16 protein-coding genes are annotated in these 16,829 nt (G+C 65.6%); 12 read left to right on the forward strand and 4 right to left on the reverse strand.

Going from position 1 to position 16,829, the window contains the following annotated elements; translation table 11 throughout:
* Positions 1-23 precede the first annotated feature (23 nt).
* From CTR55_RS16435 to CTR55_RS16455, 5 genes are all read left to right on the forward strand, one after another.
* The gene (locus tag CTR55_RS16435; RefSeq protein ID WP_296287729.1) at positions 24-1,292 is read left to right on the forward strand and encodes a malic enzyme-like NAD(P)-binding protein; all 1,269 of its coding nucleotides are present in this window, start codon (positions 24-26) and stop codon (positions 1,290-1,292) included.
* Between the two features lie 141 nt (positions 1,293-1,433).
* The gene (locus tag CTR55_RS16440) at positions 1,434-2,777 is read left to right on the forward strand and encodes a nodulation protein NfeD (protein ID WP_296287731.1); all 1,344 of its coding nucleotides are present in this window, start codon (positions 1,434-1,436) and stop codon (positions 2,775-2,777) included.
* Complete coding sequence (locus CTR55_RS16445; protein WP_296287733.1) at positions 2,774-3,547, forward strand: slipin family protein; 774 nt, start codon at positions 2,774-2,776, stop codon at positions 3,545-3,547. Before CTR55_RS16440 ends, CTR55_RS16445 begins: the two co-directional genes overlap by 4 nt.
* Positions 3,548-3,639: 92 nt before the next feature.
* Positions 3,640-4,413, forward strand: a complete 774-nt coding sequence (locus tag CTR55_RS16450) for a phosphatase PAP2 family protein (protein WP_296287734.1) — start codon at positions 3,640-3,642, stop codon at positions 4,411-4,413.
* A 64-nt stretch (positions 4,414-4,477) separates the two neighbouring features.
* Positions 4,478-5,212 (forward strand): transporter substrate-binding domain-containing protein, encoded by a 735-nt coding sequence (locus CTR55_RS16455; protein WP_296287735.1) that lies wholly within the window; start codon positions 4,478-4,480, stop codon positions 5,210-5,212.
* A 29-nt stretch (positions 5,213-5,241) separates the two neighbouring features.
* Here the strand turns inward: CTR55_RS16455 and yccS are convergent, their stop codons facing one another.
* Positions 5,242-7,449, reverse strand: coding sequence for a YccS family putative transporter (gene yccS / locus CTR55_RS16460; protein WP_296287736.1), 2,208 nt, complete (start codon positions 7,447-7,449; stop codon positions 5,242-5,244).
* A gap of 188 nt (positions 7,450-7,637) precedes the next feature.
* On the reverse strand, positions 7,638-9,014 hold the full coding sequence (gene dbpA / locus CTR55_RS16465) for an ATP-dependent RNA helicase DbpA (RefSeq protein WP_296287737.1): 1,377 nt from the start codon (positions 9,012-9,014) through the stop codon (positions 7,638-7,640).
* Between the two features lie 322 nt (positions 9,015-9,336).
* Here dbpA and CTR55_RS16470 point away from each other — a divergent pair, with 322 nt between their 5' ends.
* A complete protein-coding gene (locus CTR55_RS16470) occupies positions 9,337-9,546 on the forward strand; it encodes a cold-shock protein (protein WP_169934953.1) in 210 nt (69 codons plus the stop codon).
* A 109-nt stretch (positions 9,547-9,655) separates the two neighbouring features.
* Positions 9,656-10,168: a RimK/LysX family protein gene (locus CTR55_RS16475; protein WP_296287740.1), complete on the forward strand. Its 513-nt coding sequence runs from the start codon at positions 9,656-9,658 to the stop codon at positions 10,166-10,168.
* Here the strand turns inward: CTR55_RS16475 and mdtD are convergent, their stop codons facing one another.
* Positions 10,169-11,605, reverse strand: coding sequence for a multidrug transporter subunit MdtD (gene mdtD / locus CTR55_RS16480; protein ID WP_296287742.1), 1,437 nt, complete (start codon positions 11,603-11,605; stop codon positions 10,169-10,171). It lies immediately after the preceding gene.
* A 295-nt stretch (positions 11,606-11,900) separates the two neighbouring features.
* Between mdtD and CTR55_RS16485 the strand changes: the two genes are divergently transcribed.
* Together CTR55_RS16485 and CTR55_RS16490 are read left to right on the forward strand one after the other, a co-directional pair.
* The gene (locus CTR55_RS16485) at positions 11,901-12,443 is read left to right on the forward strand and encodes a DUF2780 domain-containing protein (protein ID WP_296287744.1); all 543 of its coding nucleotides are present in this window, start codon (positions 11,901-11,903) and stop codon (positions 12,441-12,443) included.
* A gap of 97 nt (positions 12,444-12,540) precedes the next feature.
* On the forward strand, positions 12,541-13,104 hold the full coding sequence (locus CTR55_RS16490; protein ID WP_296287745.1) for a DUF2780 domain-containing protein: 564 nt from the start codon (positions 12,541-12,543) through the stop codon (positions 13,102-13,104).
* Between the two features lie 5 nt (positions 13,105-13,109).
* On the opposite strand, the gene CTR55_RS16495 is transcribed toward CTR55_RS16490, so the two are convergent.
* Positions 13,110-13,994, reverse strand: coding sequence for an acyltransferase (locus tag CTR55_RS16495; protein WP_296287747.1), 885 nt, complete (start codon positions 13,992-13,994; stop codon positions 13,110-13,112).
* Positions 13,995-14,128: 134 nt separating this feature from the next.
* Here CTR55_RS16495 and CTR55_RS16500 point away from each other — a divergent pair, with 134 nt between their 5' ends.
* From CTR55_RS16500 to creC, 3 genes are all read left to right on the forward strand, one after another.
* Positions 14,129-14,656, forward strand: a complete 528-nt coding sequence (locus tag CTR55_RS16500) for an ATP-dependent zinc protease (protein ID WP_296287748.1) — start codon at positions 14,129-14,131, stop codon at positions 14,654-14,656.
* Between the two features lie 66 nt (positions 14,657-14,722).
* Positions 14,723-15,412 carry a two-component system response regulator CreB gene (creB, locus tag CTR55_RS16505; protein ID WP_296287750.1) on the forward strand — a complete coding sequence of 230 codons (690 nt, stop codon included), beginning with the start codon at positions 14,723-14,725 and terminating at the stop codon, positions 15,410-15,412.
* Positions 15,412-16,827, forward strand: coding sequence for a two-component system sensor histidine kinase CreC (gene creC / locus CTR55_RS16510; RefSeq protein ID WP_296287751.1), 1,416 nt, complete (start codon positions 15,412-15,414; stop codon positions 16,825-16,827). The genes creB and creC overlap by 1 nt, the downstream gene beginning before the upstream one ends.
* The last annotated feature ends 2 nt before the right edge of the window (positions 16,828-16,829 follow it).

Below are 16,829 nucleotides of genomic sequence, written 5' to 3' on the forward strand. Positions count from 1 at the left end.
GCAACAAAAGCGGAAGTGCCCAAATGTCTGATCTGAAGACCGCTGCCCTCGAATATCACGCCCAACCCCGCCCCGGTAAACTGAGCGTCGAGCTGACCAAGCCGACCGCCACCGCTCGCGACCTGTCGCTGGCGTACAGCCCGGGTGTCGCCGAGCCGGTCCGCGAAATCGCGCGTGATCCGGAACTGGCCTTCAAGTACACCGGCAAGGGCAACCTGGTCGCGGTCATTTCCGACGGCACCGCCATCCTCGGTCTGGGCAACCTCGGCCCGCTGGCCTCCAAGCCGGTCATGGAAGGCAAGGGTGTGCTGTTCAAGCGCTTCGCCGGTGTCGACGTGTTCGACATCGAAGTCGACGCCGAAAGCCCGCAGGCCTTCATCGATACCGTCAAGCGCATCTCCATCACCTTCGGCGGTATCAACCTGGAAGACATCAAGGCACCCGAGTGCTTCGAGATCGAGCGCGCGCTGATCGAACAGTGCGACATCCCGGTGTTCCACGATGACCAGCATGGCACCGCCATCGTGACCGCCGCCGGCATGCTCAACGCCCTGGAAATCGCCGGCAAGAAGCTGGAAACCGCGAAGATCGTCTGCCTGGGCGCCGGCGCTGCCGCCATCTCCTGCATGAAGCTGCTGGTCAGCATGGGTGGCAAGGTCGAGAACATCTACATGATCGACCGCCAGGGCGTGATCCACGCTGGCCGCACCGATCTGAACCAGTACAAGGCGGTGTTCGCCACCGAGACCGACAAGCGCACCCTGTCCGACGCCCTGAATGGCGCCGATGTGTTCGTCGGCCTGTCCGGCGCCAACCTGTTGAGCGCTGAAGACCTCGCCCGCATGGCGCCGAACCCGATCGTCTTCGCCTGCTCCAACCCGGACCCGGAGATCCAGCCGGAACTGGCCCACGCCACCCGCAACGACGTGATCATGGCCACCGGCCGTTCGGACTACCCGAACCAGGTGAACAACGTGCTGGGCTTCCCCTTCATCTTCCGCGGTGCCCTGGACGTACGCGCCACCCGCATCAACGAAGAGATGAAGATCGCCGCCGCCCTGGCTCTGCGTGACCTGGCCAAGCAGCCGGTACCCAAGGACGTATGCGACGCCTACGGCGTGAGCGCGCTGGAGTTTGGCCGCGAGTACATCATTCCGAAGCCGATGGACAAGCGCCTGATCACCGTCGTTTCCGATGCCGTGGCCAAGGCCGCCATCGAGACCGGCGTGGCAACCCTGCCGTATCCGAAGCACTACCCGCTGAAGTCCGTCGAAGACGTCTTCAACGGCTGATTCGCGTCGGCTCACGAGAAACCCCGCTTCGGCGGGGTTTTTCGTTTCTGGCGGGGCGCGGGGCACCGAGGGCTATGCTTAGGGAAGGGCGTCGTCCATTCATTCGCCGTGACGCCTGCCGGCTGCGACCGGGGAGGCACCATGTCGAGGCTGCTTCGTCTATTCGCCTGTTTCCTGCTGCTTGGCGCAGGTGGGGCACTGGCGGCTCCCACGGCGGTGGTGCTGGAGGTGGAGGGTGCCATCGGGCCGGCGACCGCCGACTACGTGGTGCGCGGCCTCAGCCGCGCCGCCGATGAGGGCGCGGTGCTGGTGGTGCTGCGCATGGACACCCCCGGCGGGCTGGACAGCGCCATGCGCACTATCGTCAAGGCGATCCTGGTCAGCCCGGTGCCGGTAGCCGGCTATGTCGCTCCTGGTGGTGCGCGGGCCGCCAGCGCCGGCACCTACATTCTCTATGCCTGCCACATCGCGGCGATGGCGGCGGGCACCAACCTGGGCGCTGCGACGCCGATCCAGGTCGGTATGCCCAATCCCGAGCCCGCGCAGGGCAAGCCTGCCGACAAGCCCGATGCCACTGCTGGCACTCTCGAACGCAAGCAGATCAACGATGCGTCGGCCTATATCCGTGGCCTGGCGCAGTTGCGCGGGCGCAATGCGGAGTGGGCTGAGCGCGCGGTGCGCGAGGCGGTCAGCCTGTCGGCCGATGAGGCGCTGAAGCAGAACGTGGTGGATGTCATCGCGCCTGACCTGCCCAAGCTGCTGACGATGATCGATGGGCGCCGTGTCAGCGTCGAGGGGCACGACGTGCGCCTGCAGGTGGCTGGCGCGGCGCTGGTGGAGCGCCAGGCGGACTGGCGGACGCAGCTGCTGGTGGTGATTACCGATCCCAGTGTGGCGCTGATCCTGATGATGATCGGTATCTATGGGCTGATCTTCGAGTTCGCCAACCCCGGCATGGCGCTGCCCGGCGTGCTGGGTGCGATCTGCCTGCTGCTGGGGCTGTACGCGTTGCAGATGCTGCCGGTGAGTTACGCCGGGGCGGCGCTGATCCTGCTCGGCCTGGCCTTCATGGTCGGCGAAGCCTTCATGCCCAGCTTCGGTGTGCTCGGGCTGGGAGGTATCGCCGCCTTCGTGGTCGGGGCGCTGATCCTGGTCGACACCGACGCCCCCGGCTACGGCATTCCCCTGGGGCTGGTGGCGGCATTGGCGACCGTCAGCGCACTGTTCATCGCCGGTGTTCTCGGCATTGCGCTCAAGGCCCGGCGCCGCGTCGTGGTCAGCGGTTCGGCGGGCCTGGTGGGCAGCCTTGCGACCATCCAGTGGGTGGCCGATGACGATCCCTGCGCCGGCTGGGTATTGCTGCAGGGCGAGCAATGGCAGGTCCACGCCAACCGACCGCTGCACGACGGCCAGCGAGTACGGGTAATGGCGCGCAACGGCCTGAGCCTTGAAGTGGCGGCCAACGACGATTCAGGAGGTGTGTGATGGGCTTTCCCTTCGGACTTTTGGTGGCGCTGATCCTGCTGCTGTTGCTGGTGCTCAGCGCACTGCGAATCCTGCGCGAGTACGAGCGCGGGGTGGTGTTCCAGCTGGGTCGCTTCTGGAAGGTGAAAGGGCCGGGGCTGGTGCTGGTGATTCCGGTGGTGCAGCAGATGGTCCGGGTCGATCTGCGTACGGTGGTGCTCGATGTGCCGCCGCAGGACGTGATCTCCCGCGACAACGTCTCGGTGAAGGTCAATGCGGTGGTGTACTTCCGCGTGCTCGATCCGCAGAAGGCGATCATCCAGGTCGAGAACTTCCTCGCCGCCACCAGCCAGTTGGCGCAGACAACCCTGCGCGCGGTGCTGGGCAAGCATGAGCTGGACGAGATGCTGGCCGAGCGCGAGCGCCTCAACCTGGACATCCAGAAGGTCCTCGATGCGCAGACCGACGCCTGGGGCATCAAGGTCGCCAACGTCGAGATCAAGCATGTCGACCTCAACGAGTCGATGATTCGCGCCATTGCGCGCCAGGCCGAGGCGGAGCGGGAGCGCCGGGCCAAGGTCATCCATGCCGAGGGCGAGTTGCAGGCGTCCGAGAAGCTGATGCAGGCCGCCGAGATGCTCGGCCGCCAGTCCGGCGCCATGCAGTTGCGCTACATGCAGACGTTGAGTGCGATTGCCAGCGACAAGAACTCCACCATCGTTTTCCCCATGCCCATCGAGTTGCTCAAGGGCCTGTTTGAGTCCAGCGGTAAGTCGACCAAGCCTGACTGAAGGCAACGTCTGCCAGATGCTCAGTGTCTATAGTCCCAGGCTCATGCATTGACGCGTCCATTCCAGGACGAAGTGGGCGCCATGGGGGAAAGATGAAACCTACCCTGCTGACGGCCCTGGCGCTGGCCGTCACCACTGGCCTGCTTGGTTGTGCGGGCACACCTCAGATGAGTTGGTCGCGCGCGGGCGACTCCGCGCAGCGTGCACTGGTCAGCCCGGATGTCTGGGCCCCGGTGGCCGGCGCGGCGGTGATCGCCGCCGGCAACTGGGATCACAAGTGGCAACGCTCGGCGAGCGATCACGACTGGCTCTTCGGTGGCGATGCCAACCAGGCCGCCGACCGCATGCTCAATCTCGCCACCGGCCTGAGCGTCGTCACCGCCCTGGTGGCTTCGCCCAAGGACGTGAGCACCGAGGAAAAATGGAGCTGGCGCGGGCGCAACCTGACGCTGTTGGCGGCGGACCGCTATGCGGTGACCGGCTTCGTCGAGGAGGCCAAGGAGTGGTCCGGGCGCGAGCGCCCCGATGGGATTCCCGACGACTCCTTCCCGTCCAAGCACACTGCCGTGACGGCCGTGCATACCAGCTTCACCCGACGCAACCTGGACTACATCGACATGGACCCGACCCTGCGCTACGGCGCCAAGGCCGGGCTCTATACGCTCGACGGGCTGACCGCGCTGTCGCGCGTGGAAGGGGACAAGCATTACCCCACCGACGTGCTGGTGGGGATGGCCGTGGGCAACTTCTTCGCCAACTTCACCTACAACCTGTTCCTCGAGGGGCCCGAGAGCGAGCGCTACAACGTGACGGTAGTGCCGGAAACCGGCGGCGGGATGAGCTTGCGCGCGGTGATGCTGTTCTGAGGTTGGCGCGGCGGCAGGGGCAGCGTCTAGTCTTGCGACAGTTTCTCTCTGGACGACATCCCCGATGCCGCTGCGCCTGTTGCTGATCTTCTTGTTCCTGTGCGTTTCCAGCGCAGCGTGGGCTGGGGAGGTATTGCGCATCGCCGCGGACCGCTGGCCGCCCTATGCCGATCGTCAGTTGCCGGGCAATGGCGTGGCCGTGCACCTGGTGCAGGCCGCGCTCAAGCGTGCCGGCTATGCCAGCGAATACATCGAAGTTCCTTGGCCACGCGTGTTGCATGGGGTGGCGAACGGCGAATACGACCTGGTGGCGGACGCCTGGTACGCGCCGGAGCGCTCGGCTTTCGCCGAGTATTCCGAGCCTTATCTGGTCAACCGCGTACGCATGATCAAGCGCCGGGGTTCGCCGATCACTTTCGACAAGCTGGCCGACCTCTACCCGTACCGCATCGCCATGGTGCGCGGCTACGCCTACTCCAACGCCTTCAACAACGACCCGAAACTGCAGCGGGTGCCGGTGATCGGTTTCGTCAATGCCGCGCTGATGCTGCAGGCCGGCCGCGTGGACCTGACGCTGGAAGACGAGATCACCGCGCGCGTCCATTTCAACGGTGACCTGGCCGGGCTGAAGGGGCAACTGGAGTTCCTGCCGGTGCCGCTGACCGAGAATGGCCTGCACATTCTGGTCGGACGGCATAACCCGCACCACGCCGAGATAGTCGCGGCGTTCAACACGGCGATTCGTGAGATGCGCGAGGATGGCAGCTACGATGCGCTGATGCGCGAGCACGGGCTATAGCGGTCGCTGCATTCCCTTGTAGAAGCGCGTCAGGCGGCTTCGATCTGCTCCGCGCCGATGTCCTTCTTCAACAGATGCGCCGCCAGCGTGCGCAGCGGCGTGAGTTGTCGGCAAATGAGTGCCAACTGCGTCTGCACCAGCCGGTGGGCATCGTCCTGTTCCTCGGGCAGTTCTTCCAGGCGCTTGGCCAGCGCGTCTTCCTCGTCGCTGTAGATCTCCACCGGGCGTCTCTCGTTGAGGCGCGCGGCGATATCGTCGAGGCTGCTGGTCAGTCGTTCGGCGGCCTCGGCGATGAGGTCGTCATTCACGTCCGGCGGCAGCTGGTTGCGGTGCGCGCCGAGGGCGGAGAGATAGCTGAGCAGGGTGTGCGACAGCACCAGGAAGCGGAAGCCAATCTCCGCGTCCTTCCTGAAGTGGCCTGGCTCCAGGAGCATGTTCGACAGCGTGGTGGAGAGTGTCGCATCGGCGTTGTGTGCGTTACGCCGGGCAGTGCGGTAGGCGAGGTCGTCGCGCTTGCCGTTGGCGTATTGCTGCATGATCTCGCGCAGGTAGCGACTGTTGCAGGCCAGGGTGCCGCCGACCAGCCGATGCAGACTGCGCCCGTGCCAGTCGGGTAGCACCAGGAATACCGCGATGCCGGCGATCAGGGCGCCGAGCAGGGTATCGAACAGGCGCGGCAGGATCAGACCGTAGCCGTCACCCACCTGGTTGAAGCAGAACAGCACCAGCAGGGTGATCGCAGCCGTCGCCAGGGTGTAGCGCGTACTCCGCGTGGCGAAGAAGGCGACCCCGGCGACCACTGCCAACAGCGACTGAATCAGTGGGTTGGGGAACAGGTCGATCAGCGCCCAGCCAGCCACCAGGCCGATCAGCGTGCCGAGGATCCGCTGCACCAGCCGGGTGCGTGTGGCGCCGTAGTTCGGCTGGCAGACGAACACCGTGGTCAGCATGATCCAGTAACCCTGGGTTGGGTGGATCAGGTGCAGCACGCCGTAGCCGGCGGCCAGAGCCAGGGACAGGCGCAGGGCGTGGCGGAACAGCAGCGAGGTTGGCGAAATCTGCAGGCGGATGCGTTCCAGCGCGTCTTTCAAGGAGCGCGGGGAACGGTCCAGCAGGGTGCTGTCCTGCTCATCGTCCAGCGAGTCGGGATTGCTCGCGCCGCTGAGCTTGCGGTCCAGTGTGGTGAGGTTGGCCGCCAGCGCGCCGAGGGAGCGCAGCAGCCCGCGCCAGGCCGGATTACCCTGCTGGCGCAGGTATTCCAGCGAGGCGTTGAGGTCGGCCAGGGCCAGTTCGCTGTCGTTGTAGTCGAATGGCTGGCGCAACTGGATGGCCTTCGCCAGTGCCTTGCACGCCTTGCCCTGCTGGTTGAGCAGGCGCTGGCAGCGGAACAGTACGTCGCTGTGGAAGAACGCCTCGGCCAGCTGGTTGTATGGGTAGTGCGAGGAGCTGGCACGCTCGTGGACATCCTGAGCGATGAAATACAGCTTCAGGTAGCGGCTGATCTTCGGGCTGCTTCTGGGGGTGGCCCGGCCGTGGGACAACCGCGCGAGGATGGTTTCCTTGGCCTGGTTGAGCGCCACCACCACCCGCCCGTTCTGCCGCGCCAGGGCCAGGCGCTGGGCCTCCACATCGAGGTGGCGCAGTGGCTCCAGCAGGGTCGACTTGATCTTCAGGTATTCGCCCAGTTCGAGGAACAGCCTGGCCAGGCTCTGCTGCACCGGCTGGTTGGCGAACAGCGCGTTCCACAGTACCGAGAGCAGCCCGTACCAGCCCGCACCGGCCACCAGCAGCAGCGGCTCGCGCCAGAAGTCGGCGGGCGTGCCGCCACGCTGGTCGACGCCGATCATGGTGTAGATCGACAGGATCAGGGTCGCCGAGGCGATCGCCGCGTAGCGCTCGCCCAGGGCGCCGAGCAGCGTCATGGCGAAGGTCGACAGCGCCAGGCCGGCGACGAACAGCAGCGGGTAGGGGTACAGCAATTCCACCGCCAACGCGGCGATGCTGAAGCACGCCAGCATCACCAGCAGCGCTTTCAGGCGGCCTAGCCAGTGGTCGTCGGTTTCCGCCAGGGCGCTGGCGATGACCCCGAGGAACAGCGGGATCACCAGTTCCAGCCGACCCTGCAACCAGCAGGCAAGCATCACCCCGCTGAGGGCGACGAACACCCGCAGGCTGTAGGCGAACTTGTCCAGCGCCCAGAGGCGCTGCAAAGACTGGAGCAGGGGGGAGGAAAACATGCGCGTGCGGGACTTCCGGGTGTCTGCCGCTCAGACTAGCGGAACGTCTGCCGCGCTGCTATCGCGAGGGCGACAGGGTGTGGCACGGATGCTCTTCGTAGGAGCGAGCTTGCTCGCGAGCAGTGTTCGCCGGCTGCTGCGCTGCCATGCGATTTGCGAGCAAGCTTGCTCCTACAGAAAAAACGATGTCAGAGAATGCGCGCCTTGAACGAGCGTCCTTTGATCTTGCCTTCGTTGAAGTGCTTCAGCGCCTGCTTGGCGATGTCGCGCTCGACGGCGACGAAGGCCTGGAAGTCGAAGATGGCGATCTTGCCGACCTGGGTGCCCTTGAGCCCGGCATCGCCGGTCAGCGCACCGAGGATGTCGCCGGGGCGCAGCTTGTCCTTGCGCCCGCCGGCGATGGCCAGAGTGGTCATCGGTGGCAGCAGTGGGGTGTCGTTGGCCTTGAGGAAGTCGATGCGCTCCCAGCTCAGCGGCGCGCCCTGCAGGTCTTCGATGGCCTGGGCGCGGTTGGCTTCGGCGGGGGTGACCAGCGACAGCGCCAGGCCCTTTTCGCCGGCACGGCCGCTGCGGCCGATACGGTGGATGTGGATCTGCGCATCGCGCGACAGTTCGACGTTGATCACCGCTTCCAGCGCGGCGATGTCCAGCCCGCGTGCCGCCACGTCGGTGGCCACCAGTACGCTGCAGCTGCGGTTGGCGAACATGGTCAGCACCTGGTCGCGCTCGCGCTGCTCCAGGTCACCGTGCAGGGCCAGGGCGGAAATCTTGCGGGCGTTGAGTTGCTCCACCACTTCCATGCACTGCTGGCGGGTATGACAGAAGGCGACGCAGGACTGCGGTCGGAAATGCTGAAGTAGGCGTACGACGGCGTCGAGGCGTTGCTTAGGATCGATCTCGTAGAAGTGTTGTTCGATCTGACTGTCATCATGCAGCGCTTCCACTTCCACGCGCTCGGGGTTCTTCAGGAACTTCGCCGCCAGTTGGCCGATGCCGTCGGGGTAAGTGGCGGAGAACAGCAGGGTCTGCCGGCGTGCGGGAGCCTGGCCGATGATGTCGGCGATGCTGTCGTAGAAGCCCATGTCGAGCATGCGGTCGGCTTCGTCGAGCACCAGAGTGTTCAGGCCATCGAGCTTCAGGGTGCCGCGGCGCAGGTGCTCCTGAATCCGCCCCGGCGTGCCGACCACCACGTGGGCGCCGTGCTCCAGCGAGCCGATCTGCGGACCGAACGGCGTGCCGCCGCAGAGGGTCAGCACCTTGATGTTGTCGGCGGCACGGGCCAGGCGGCGGATTTCCTTGGCCACCTGGTCGGCCAGCTCGCGAGTCGGGCACAGGACCAGCGCCTGGCAGCCGAAGTAGCGCGGATTCAGCGGGCTGAGCAGGCCGATGCCGAAGGCCGCGGTCTTGCCGCTACCGGTCTTGGCCTGGGCGATCAGGTCACGTCCCTTGAGGATCGCCGGCAGGGCGGCGGCCTGGATCGGCGTCATCTCGCGGTAGCCGAGTGAATCGAGGTTGGCCAGCAGGTCGGCCGACAGCGCGAGGCTGGAAAATGCGGAGGTGGTCACGAAGGGAGCCCGGGTGAATCCATTGGCCGCGCAGTGTAGCAGGAGAGCACCCTCTGGCGGGCTGAGATGCCGGTATGACAAGGCTTTGAAGCCACTCGTCCGAATTTGTCCAGGCGGCGATCAAGGGTTTTTTCAAGACATTCGCTTTCCGCAGATTTTTATCGTAGAGTTTCCGGACTGTGTTTGCATGGGTCGCCGTCGATCGTGACCTGATGCGGTCGGTCATTCCACCCCGTCCTGCTCGACTCCTTGTAACGCCTTGCAACTCAGTTCCTGGTCACTCACGTGGCTAATTTTCAGAATATGTTCCAAGGAGAACACCATGTCGAATCGTCAGAACGGCACCGTCAAGTGGTTCAACGAGACCAAAGGCTACGGCTTCATTACCCCGGAAAGCGGCCCGGACGTGTTCGTACACTTCCGCGCCATTGAAGGCACCGGCTTCAAGACCCTGGCCGAAGGCCAGAAGGTCAGCTTCGAAGTCGTGCCTGGCCAGAAAGGCATGCAGGCCGAGCGCGTACAGGTGATCTAAGATTCCCTGGCGTCAGCCAAAAGAACCCCGGGTGGAAACATCCGGGGTTTTTTATTGCCTATGGTTTTATTGCTTATAGTGTCGCCATCGATTTCCGGAGCCGCCATCCATGCCATCACCCGCCTTCCGCCTGCTGCTTGCCGGCCTGCTCGTCTCGGGTAGCTCCCTTGCCGCCGATGCACCTGCGCAGCCCACCACCTGGGGCTGGGTGGAGACGCTCACGCTGATGCCCGAGGTGGCGCCGCTCAAGGCCAAGCTGGACACCGGCGCGCAGACCTCGGTAATGGACGCGCGCAACATCACCCGGATCAAGAAGAACGGCGAGCGCTGGGTTCAGTACGACGTGATGCTCACGGACCCTGCCACCGGCAAGGAAGAGCGCCTGCCCTTCGAGCGGCGCGTCGAGCGCGTGCTCAAGTTCAAGACCGCCACTGGCGTCGAACGCAGCCCGGTGGTGTTGATGGACGTGTGCCTGGGCGGCAAGGTCTACCGCGAACAGTTCACCCTGCGTGACCGCCAGACCCTGGATTACCCGGTGCTGCTCGGCCGCCGCACCCTGGAGCACCTGGGAGCGGTGGATGCGTCGAAGACGCAGACCGTCGCACCCACCTGCAAGCCCTGATCAGTGCTCGTCGACGCCATGCTCCGGCTCGACCCGGCGCGGCGTGGTGCGGCCGTCGTCGGCGTTGAGCTGGAAGAAGATCGCCGCCGCCAGCATCGACAGGATGCCAACGCTGAAGTAGGTCGCGTGGAAGGCTGACAACACGTCGCCTTGTGCGCTTTCCTGATCGCCATTGAAGCCGCCCAGCAACGCCGCTGCGCAGGCGATGCCCATGCCGATGGACAACTGCATGACCACCGAGAGCAGGCTGTTGCCGGCGCTGGCGTTGTCATCGCGCAGATCGATCAGGCTCAGGGTGTTCATCGCAGTGAACTGCAGCGAGTTGATTCCGCCCAGCACTGCCAATTGCACCAGCAGCAGTACGTAGGGGGTGTTCTGGTCCACCAGGCCGAGGCTGGCGATCATCGCGCCTAACAGCAGCGTGTTGCCGACCAGCAGCTTGCGATAGCCGAAGAGGTCCAGCAGCGGCCGCGCCAGTGACTTGATCACCATCGCCGCCAGCGCCATCGGGATCATGGTCATGCCTGCCCGCGAGGGCGAGAAGCCCAGGCCGATCTGTAGCAGCAGCGGTGTGAGGAAGGGCAGCGAGCCGCTGCCCAGGCGTGCGAACAGGTTGCCCAGTACGCCCACGGCGAAGGTGCGTGTGGCGAACAGCGACGGCGGGAACAGTGGTGCTTCGATGCGCAGCGCCCGCAGCCAGTAAGCCGCGAGCAGCACCAGCCCGCCCACTAGCAGCAGGACCACGCGCACGTGGGGCATACGCAACTCGCCCAGACCTTCCAGGGCGACGGTGATCAGCACCATGGCGCCGCCAAACAGCAGGAAGCCGATCGAGTCGAAGCGCGTCGCCCGCACGCCATGCAGGTCCGGCATCAGACGCAGGGCGACGATGAAACCGACCAGCCCCACCGGCAGGTTGATCAGGAAGATCCAGTGCCAGCTGGCGTACTCCACCAGCCAGCCGCCCAGGGTCGGGCCGGTCAGCGGACCGAGCAGGCCGGGGATGGTGACGAAGCTGAGGATGCGTACCAGCTCCGTGCGCGGATAGACGCGCAGGATCACCAGGCGCCCCACGGGCATCATCAGCGCTCCGCCGATGCCCTGCACCACGCGGGCGCCGATCAGGGTGCCGAGGCTGGGCGAGAGAGCACAAAGCAGGGAGCCGAAGCTGAACAGGAAGATCGCGAGGAGGAACACCCGGCGTGTGCCGAAACGGTCCGAAATCCAGCCGGAGGAGGGGATCAGCAGCGCCACGGTGAGCAAGTAGGCGATCACCACGCCCTGCATGCGCAGCGGGTCCTCTTCCAGAGAGCGGGCCATGCTCGGCAGCGCGGTGTTGAGGATGGTGCCGTCCAGGGCCTGCATGAAGAAGGCGATGGCCACCAGCCAGGGCAGCAGGCGGGCCACACGGGGCGTAAGAATGAAGGGTTCGCTCATGGTCGGTCCGTCGGGCGAGGATGGCTCTAGCTTAGGGAATCTTTGACGATCGCGGGAAAAATCGCCGCTATGGCAGTGAGCGGGTTTTCGCGGGGAACCCGGTGAAATGATTGTACGAATGGCCACCGGGTGCCGCTGCTGACGGGTGACGGAGTTCCACTTCACAGCCTCGGGATGACAGCGGTTGGCGGCGTTGTGATCGAGCCGCGCTTTTTCCTCCAGGCACCGCCCAGGGCGGAACAATGGCCCTGGCTCCCGGTCGATATGGCGTCCGGTACTTCCCCAGGAGACAGCGATGTCCGTCAAACCCCGTGTCACCCTCGCACTGGCCGCCTTGCTGGCGGCTTCTTCCGCGTTTGCCTTCAACCTGGGCGACGCCGCCAAGGCGGTATCCGGCGCGACCGGCACCGACACCACGCGGGTTGCCTCCACGCCGCAAACCAGCGGTCTGCTCAGCGCCCTGACCGGCCAGCTCGGCGTCAGCGACGAACAGGCGCTCGGCGGAACCGGCGCGCTGCTGGGCCTGGCGAAGAACAAACTGAGCACCGCCGATTATTCGCAATTGGCGAAGACCGTTCCCGGCCTCGACAAACTCACCGGCAGCAGTGCCCTGGGTGGCCTCGGTGGTCAGCTCGGCAACCTGGGCGGTGGTGCTTCCAGTGGTCTGCTGGGCAACGTCAGCAGCATGGGGGACGTGAGCAAGGCCTTCGGTGCGCTGGGGATGGATCAGGACATGACCGGCAAATTCTCCGGCGTGCTGCTGGATTATCTCGGCAAGCAGGGGCTCAACAGCAACCTGCTCGGCACCCTGGGCAGCCTCTGGGGCAGCGGCGCCTGATATCCGCCAGCCGGCGCGGAACCGCCGCGCCGCGCGCCGGTCCTATCGACGATCCGGCCCCGTTCTGGGGCTGGACATCCGCTTTCCGGAGCCGTCGATGTCCACCCGTTCCGTCGTCTTCCTGGTCGCCGCCTGCCTGGCCGCTTCCCCTGTGTTCGCCGCTACTTTCACCGACACCAGCGAGCCTGTTGCCGAGGCGCAGGGCATACCGCCAGCCGCCACGGCGCTGCTGGGCAATCTCACCAAGCAGTTGGGCGTCAGCGAGCAGCAGGCCATCGGTGGCACCGGCGCCTTGCTGGGGTTGGCGATGAACAGCCTGAAGGACACCGACTCGGCGCAATTGCAGAAATCCCTGCCGAATCTCGATCAGCTCGCCGGTAACGGCTCGATGGGCGACCTGGGTGGGGCGCTGGGAGGATTGGGCGGGCTGGGTAGCGCGGCGGCACTGCTCGGCGGGATCAACAACCTGCAGGACGTCGACCAGATCTTCGGCGTGCTGGGCATGGACCAGTCGATGATCGGCCGCTTCGCCGGAGTGATCCTCGACTACTTCACCGAGCAAGGTCTGAGTAGCCAGTTGCTCGGTACGCTCGGCGGGCTCTGGGGGACACCAGCGACCCCGCTGACGCCAGCTGCACCGGTCGCCGGGCGGGGCGCGTAAGGGCTTCAGAACTCCTGGCGCAGTTGCTCGATGCGCGCGTCCTTCTGTTCCCACAGCTGCGACACCCAGTTCTGCACGTACTGGCGGAATTCCGCATCGTTCTCGTAATCGCCCTGCCATAGCGCAGGGTCGATTTCGCGCGCCTGGATATCCACGATCACCCGCGGCACTCGCCCGCAGAGCAGGTCCCAGAAGCCCGGCCGCGGGCCCTTCGGGTAGACCAGGGTGACGTCCAGCAGGGTATCGAGTTGCTCACCCAGCGCCGCCAGCACAAAGGCCACGCCGCCAGCTTTGGGGCGCAGCAGGTTCTGGTACGGCGACTGCTGCCGGGCCTGCTTGGCCGGGGTGAAGCGCGTGCCTTCGAGGTAATTCACCACAGTCACCGGCATGCGCTTGAACTTCTCGCAGGCGGCCTTGGTGATTTCCAGGTCCTTGCCCTTGAGCTCCGGGTGCTTCTCCAGGAAGGCCTTGCTGTAGCGCTTCATGAAGGGGTAGTCGAGCGCCCAGAAGGCCAGGCCGAGGAAGGGTACCCAGATCAGCTCCTTCTTCAGGAAGAACTTGAAGTAGGGCGTCTTGCGGTTGAAGGCCTGAACCAGCGCCGGGATATCGACCCAGGACTGGTGGTTGCTGATCACCAGGTAGGAGGTGTCGCCGCGTAGTTGGGCGGCGCCGCGAATGTCCCAGACGGTGGGGGTCATCAGGGCGAAGATGGCCTTGTCGATTTCCGCCCAGGTCTCGGCGATCCACATCACCCCGCGCGAGCAGGCGTCCTTCGTGGCCTGGCCGGGAATGGCCAGCTTGAGCAGCGCAACCAGCAGCATCGGCCCGATCAGGATCAGGGTGTTGAGCAGCAACAGGAGGCTGGCGATGACGCCTTTGACTGCCGGCATGGGGTCCATTCCTTGTGCGACGGTGGCGCGGCCATGATACGCAGACAATTGTTCCGGCCCAAGCGGCGCGGGTATGGCGAACCAATGGCCGCCGTGCTAGTCCTATGCGACGTATTCCACCCCGGAGATTTCGCGTGAAACGCGCCCTCGCCCTGCTCTCTTTGACCGCCCTGATTCTGCCCGGCCTCGCACTGGCCGCCGAGACCAAGATTTATGGCCGCTACGAATGGGTCAGCCTGCCCGAGCTCGACCAGACCCTGCAGGCCAAGATGGACACCGGCGCCTACACCTCCTCGTTGTCGGCCAAGGACATCCAGATATTCCAGCGCGATGGCGAGGACTGGGTGCGCTTCAAGCTGGCTACCAAGGATGGCGGCGACTCGGTGTACGAGCACAAGCTCTCGCGCATCTCGAAGATCAAGAACCGCTCCGAAACCGGCACTGAGGACGAAGAGGAAGAAGCCAGCCCCGGCCTCAGCCAGCGCCCGGTGATCGAGTTGCCGGTGTGCCTGGGGGGCGACCAGCGCACCATCGAGGTCAACCTCACCGACCGCAGCCACTTCAACTATCCGTTCCTGATGGGCACCAAGGGCCTGCGCAAATTCCACGTCGCCGTGGACCCGGGCGAGCGCTTCGTCGCCGGCAAGCCGGACTGCTCCTGATCCTCGATTGACGCGGCGCGGGGCTTGGTGGACCCTTCTGCGGACTTTCCCGGGAATCGGAATCCCATGCCCCACATCCTCATCGTCGAAGATGAAGCCGCCATCGCCGACACGCTGCTCTATGCCCTGCAGGCCGAAGGGTTCGAGACCACCTGGCTGAACCTCGCCGGCCCCGCCCTCGAACGCCTGCAGCGCGATGTATTCGACCTGGTCATCCTCGACGTCGGCCTGCCCGATATCAGCGGCTTCGAAGCCTGCAAGCAGTTGCGGCGCTTCTCCGAAGTGCCGGTGATCTTCCTCACCGCGCGCAACGCCGAGATCGACCGCGTGGTGGGCCTGGAGATCGGCGCCGACGACTATGTGGTCAAACCCTTCAGCCCGCGCGAAGTCGCCGCGCGGGTGAAAGCCATCCTCAAGCGCACTGCGCCGCGTGAAACGCCGGCCACGGCAGTCGCCGGCAACGGCCCGTTCGAGGTGGACGAGGAGCGCTTCCAGATTCGCTACCGCGGCCACTCGCTGGCCCTGACCCGCCACGAATTTCGCCTGCTGCAAGCGCTGCTGGCGCGCCCCGAGCGCGTCTTCAGCCGCGAGCAGTTGCTCGATGCGCTGGGCGTCGCCGCCGACGCCGGCTACGAGCGCAACGTCGACAGCCACATCAAGAGCCTGCGCGCCAAGCTGCGCCAGGTCGTCCCCGCCGCCGAACCGATCCAGACCCATCGCGGCCTGGGCTACAGCTACGCGCCGGACAAGAGCTGATGCGCCTGTCGCTGCGGATCTTCCTGGTCTACTTCTTCTTCGTCGGGCTGACCGGCTGGTTCGTCCTGCGCACGGTGATGGACGAGATCCGCCCCGGCGTGCGGCAGTCCAGCGAAGAGACGCTGGTGGATACCGCCAACCTGCTGGCGGAGATTCTCCAGGCCGACGTGAAGAGCGGCACCCTCGACCAGAGCCGCCTGCCCGACATGTTGCGCGCCTATGGCGCGCGCAGCCCGCAGGCGGACATCTGGGGCGTGAACAAGACGGCGGTCAACCACCGCATCTACGTCACCGACGCACGCGGCATCGTCCTGCTGGACTCCCTCGGCCAGGCCGTGGGCCAGGACTACTCGCGCTGGAACGATGTCTATAGGACCCTGCGCGGCCAGTACGGTGCGCGCTCCAGTCGCGAGTCGGCGGACGACCCGGAGTCCTCGGTGATGTATGTCGCCGCACCCATCCATGATGGCGAGAAGATCATCGGCGTGGTCTCGGTCTCCAAGCCCAACCGCACGCTACAACCTTACATCGACCGCTCGCAGCGTCGGCTGGCCTGGCTCGGTGCCGGGCTGATCGTGCTCGGCCTGCTGGTCGGCGCGGGTTTGTCCTGGTGGCTCAGTCGCTCGCTGGATCGCCTGACCCGCTACGCCCAGGCAGTCAGCGAGGGCCGGCGCGCCGAACTGCCGCGCTACCGGGGCGGCGAGATGGCGCAACTGGCCGGCGCAGTAGAGCGCATGCGCGTGCAGTTGGAGGGCAAGGACTACGTCGAGCGCTACGTGCATACCCTGACCCACGAATTGAAAAGCCCGCTGGCGGCGATCCGTGGCGCGGCGGAGCTGCTCGAAGGCGAGATGCCTGCCGAGCAGCGTGCGCGCTTCGTCGGCAACATCGCCGGGGAGAGCGAGCGCCTGCAACAGCTGATCGAGCGCCTGCTGAACCTCGCCCAGGTGGAGCAGCGCCAGGGGCTGGAGGAACGTGTGCCGGTGGCGTTGCATGAGCTGGCGGACGAGCTGATCGATGAGCGCATGGCCCGTGCGCAGGGCGTGCAGCTGGAGAATGCGATTCCACAGCAGGCAACCGTGGTCGGCGAGCGTTTCCTGCTGCGCCAGGCGCTGGGCAACCTGCTGGAGAATGCGCTGGATTTCACCCCGGCGGGGGACGTGATTCGCTTCGATGCGCAGCCTGACGGCGAGGGCTGGCGGGTGGAGTTGTTCAACCAGGGTGAAGCCATTCCGGAGTTCGCCCTGCCGCGCCTGACCGAGCGCTTCTATTCCCTGCCGCGCCCGGTGAGCGGGCGCAAGAGCACCGGCCTCGGCCTCAACTTCGTCGCCGAGGTAGCGGCGCTGCATGGTGGTGAGTTGCGCGTGGAGAACGTCGAGGGCGGGGTGCGCGCGAGCCTGCTTCTGCCTTCGTAGGA

The sequence above is a fragment of the Pseudomonas sp. genome (assembly GCF_002796985.1).
GTDB lineage: Bacteria > Pseudomonadota > Gammaproteobacteria > Pseudomonadales > Pseudomonadaceae > Pseudomonas.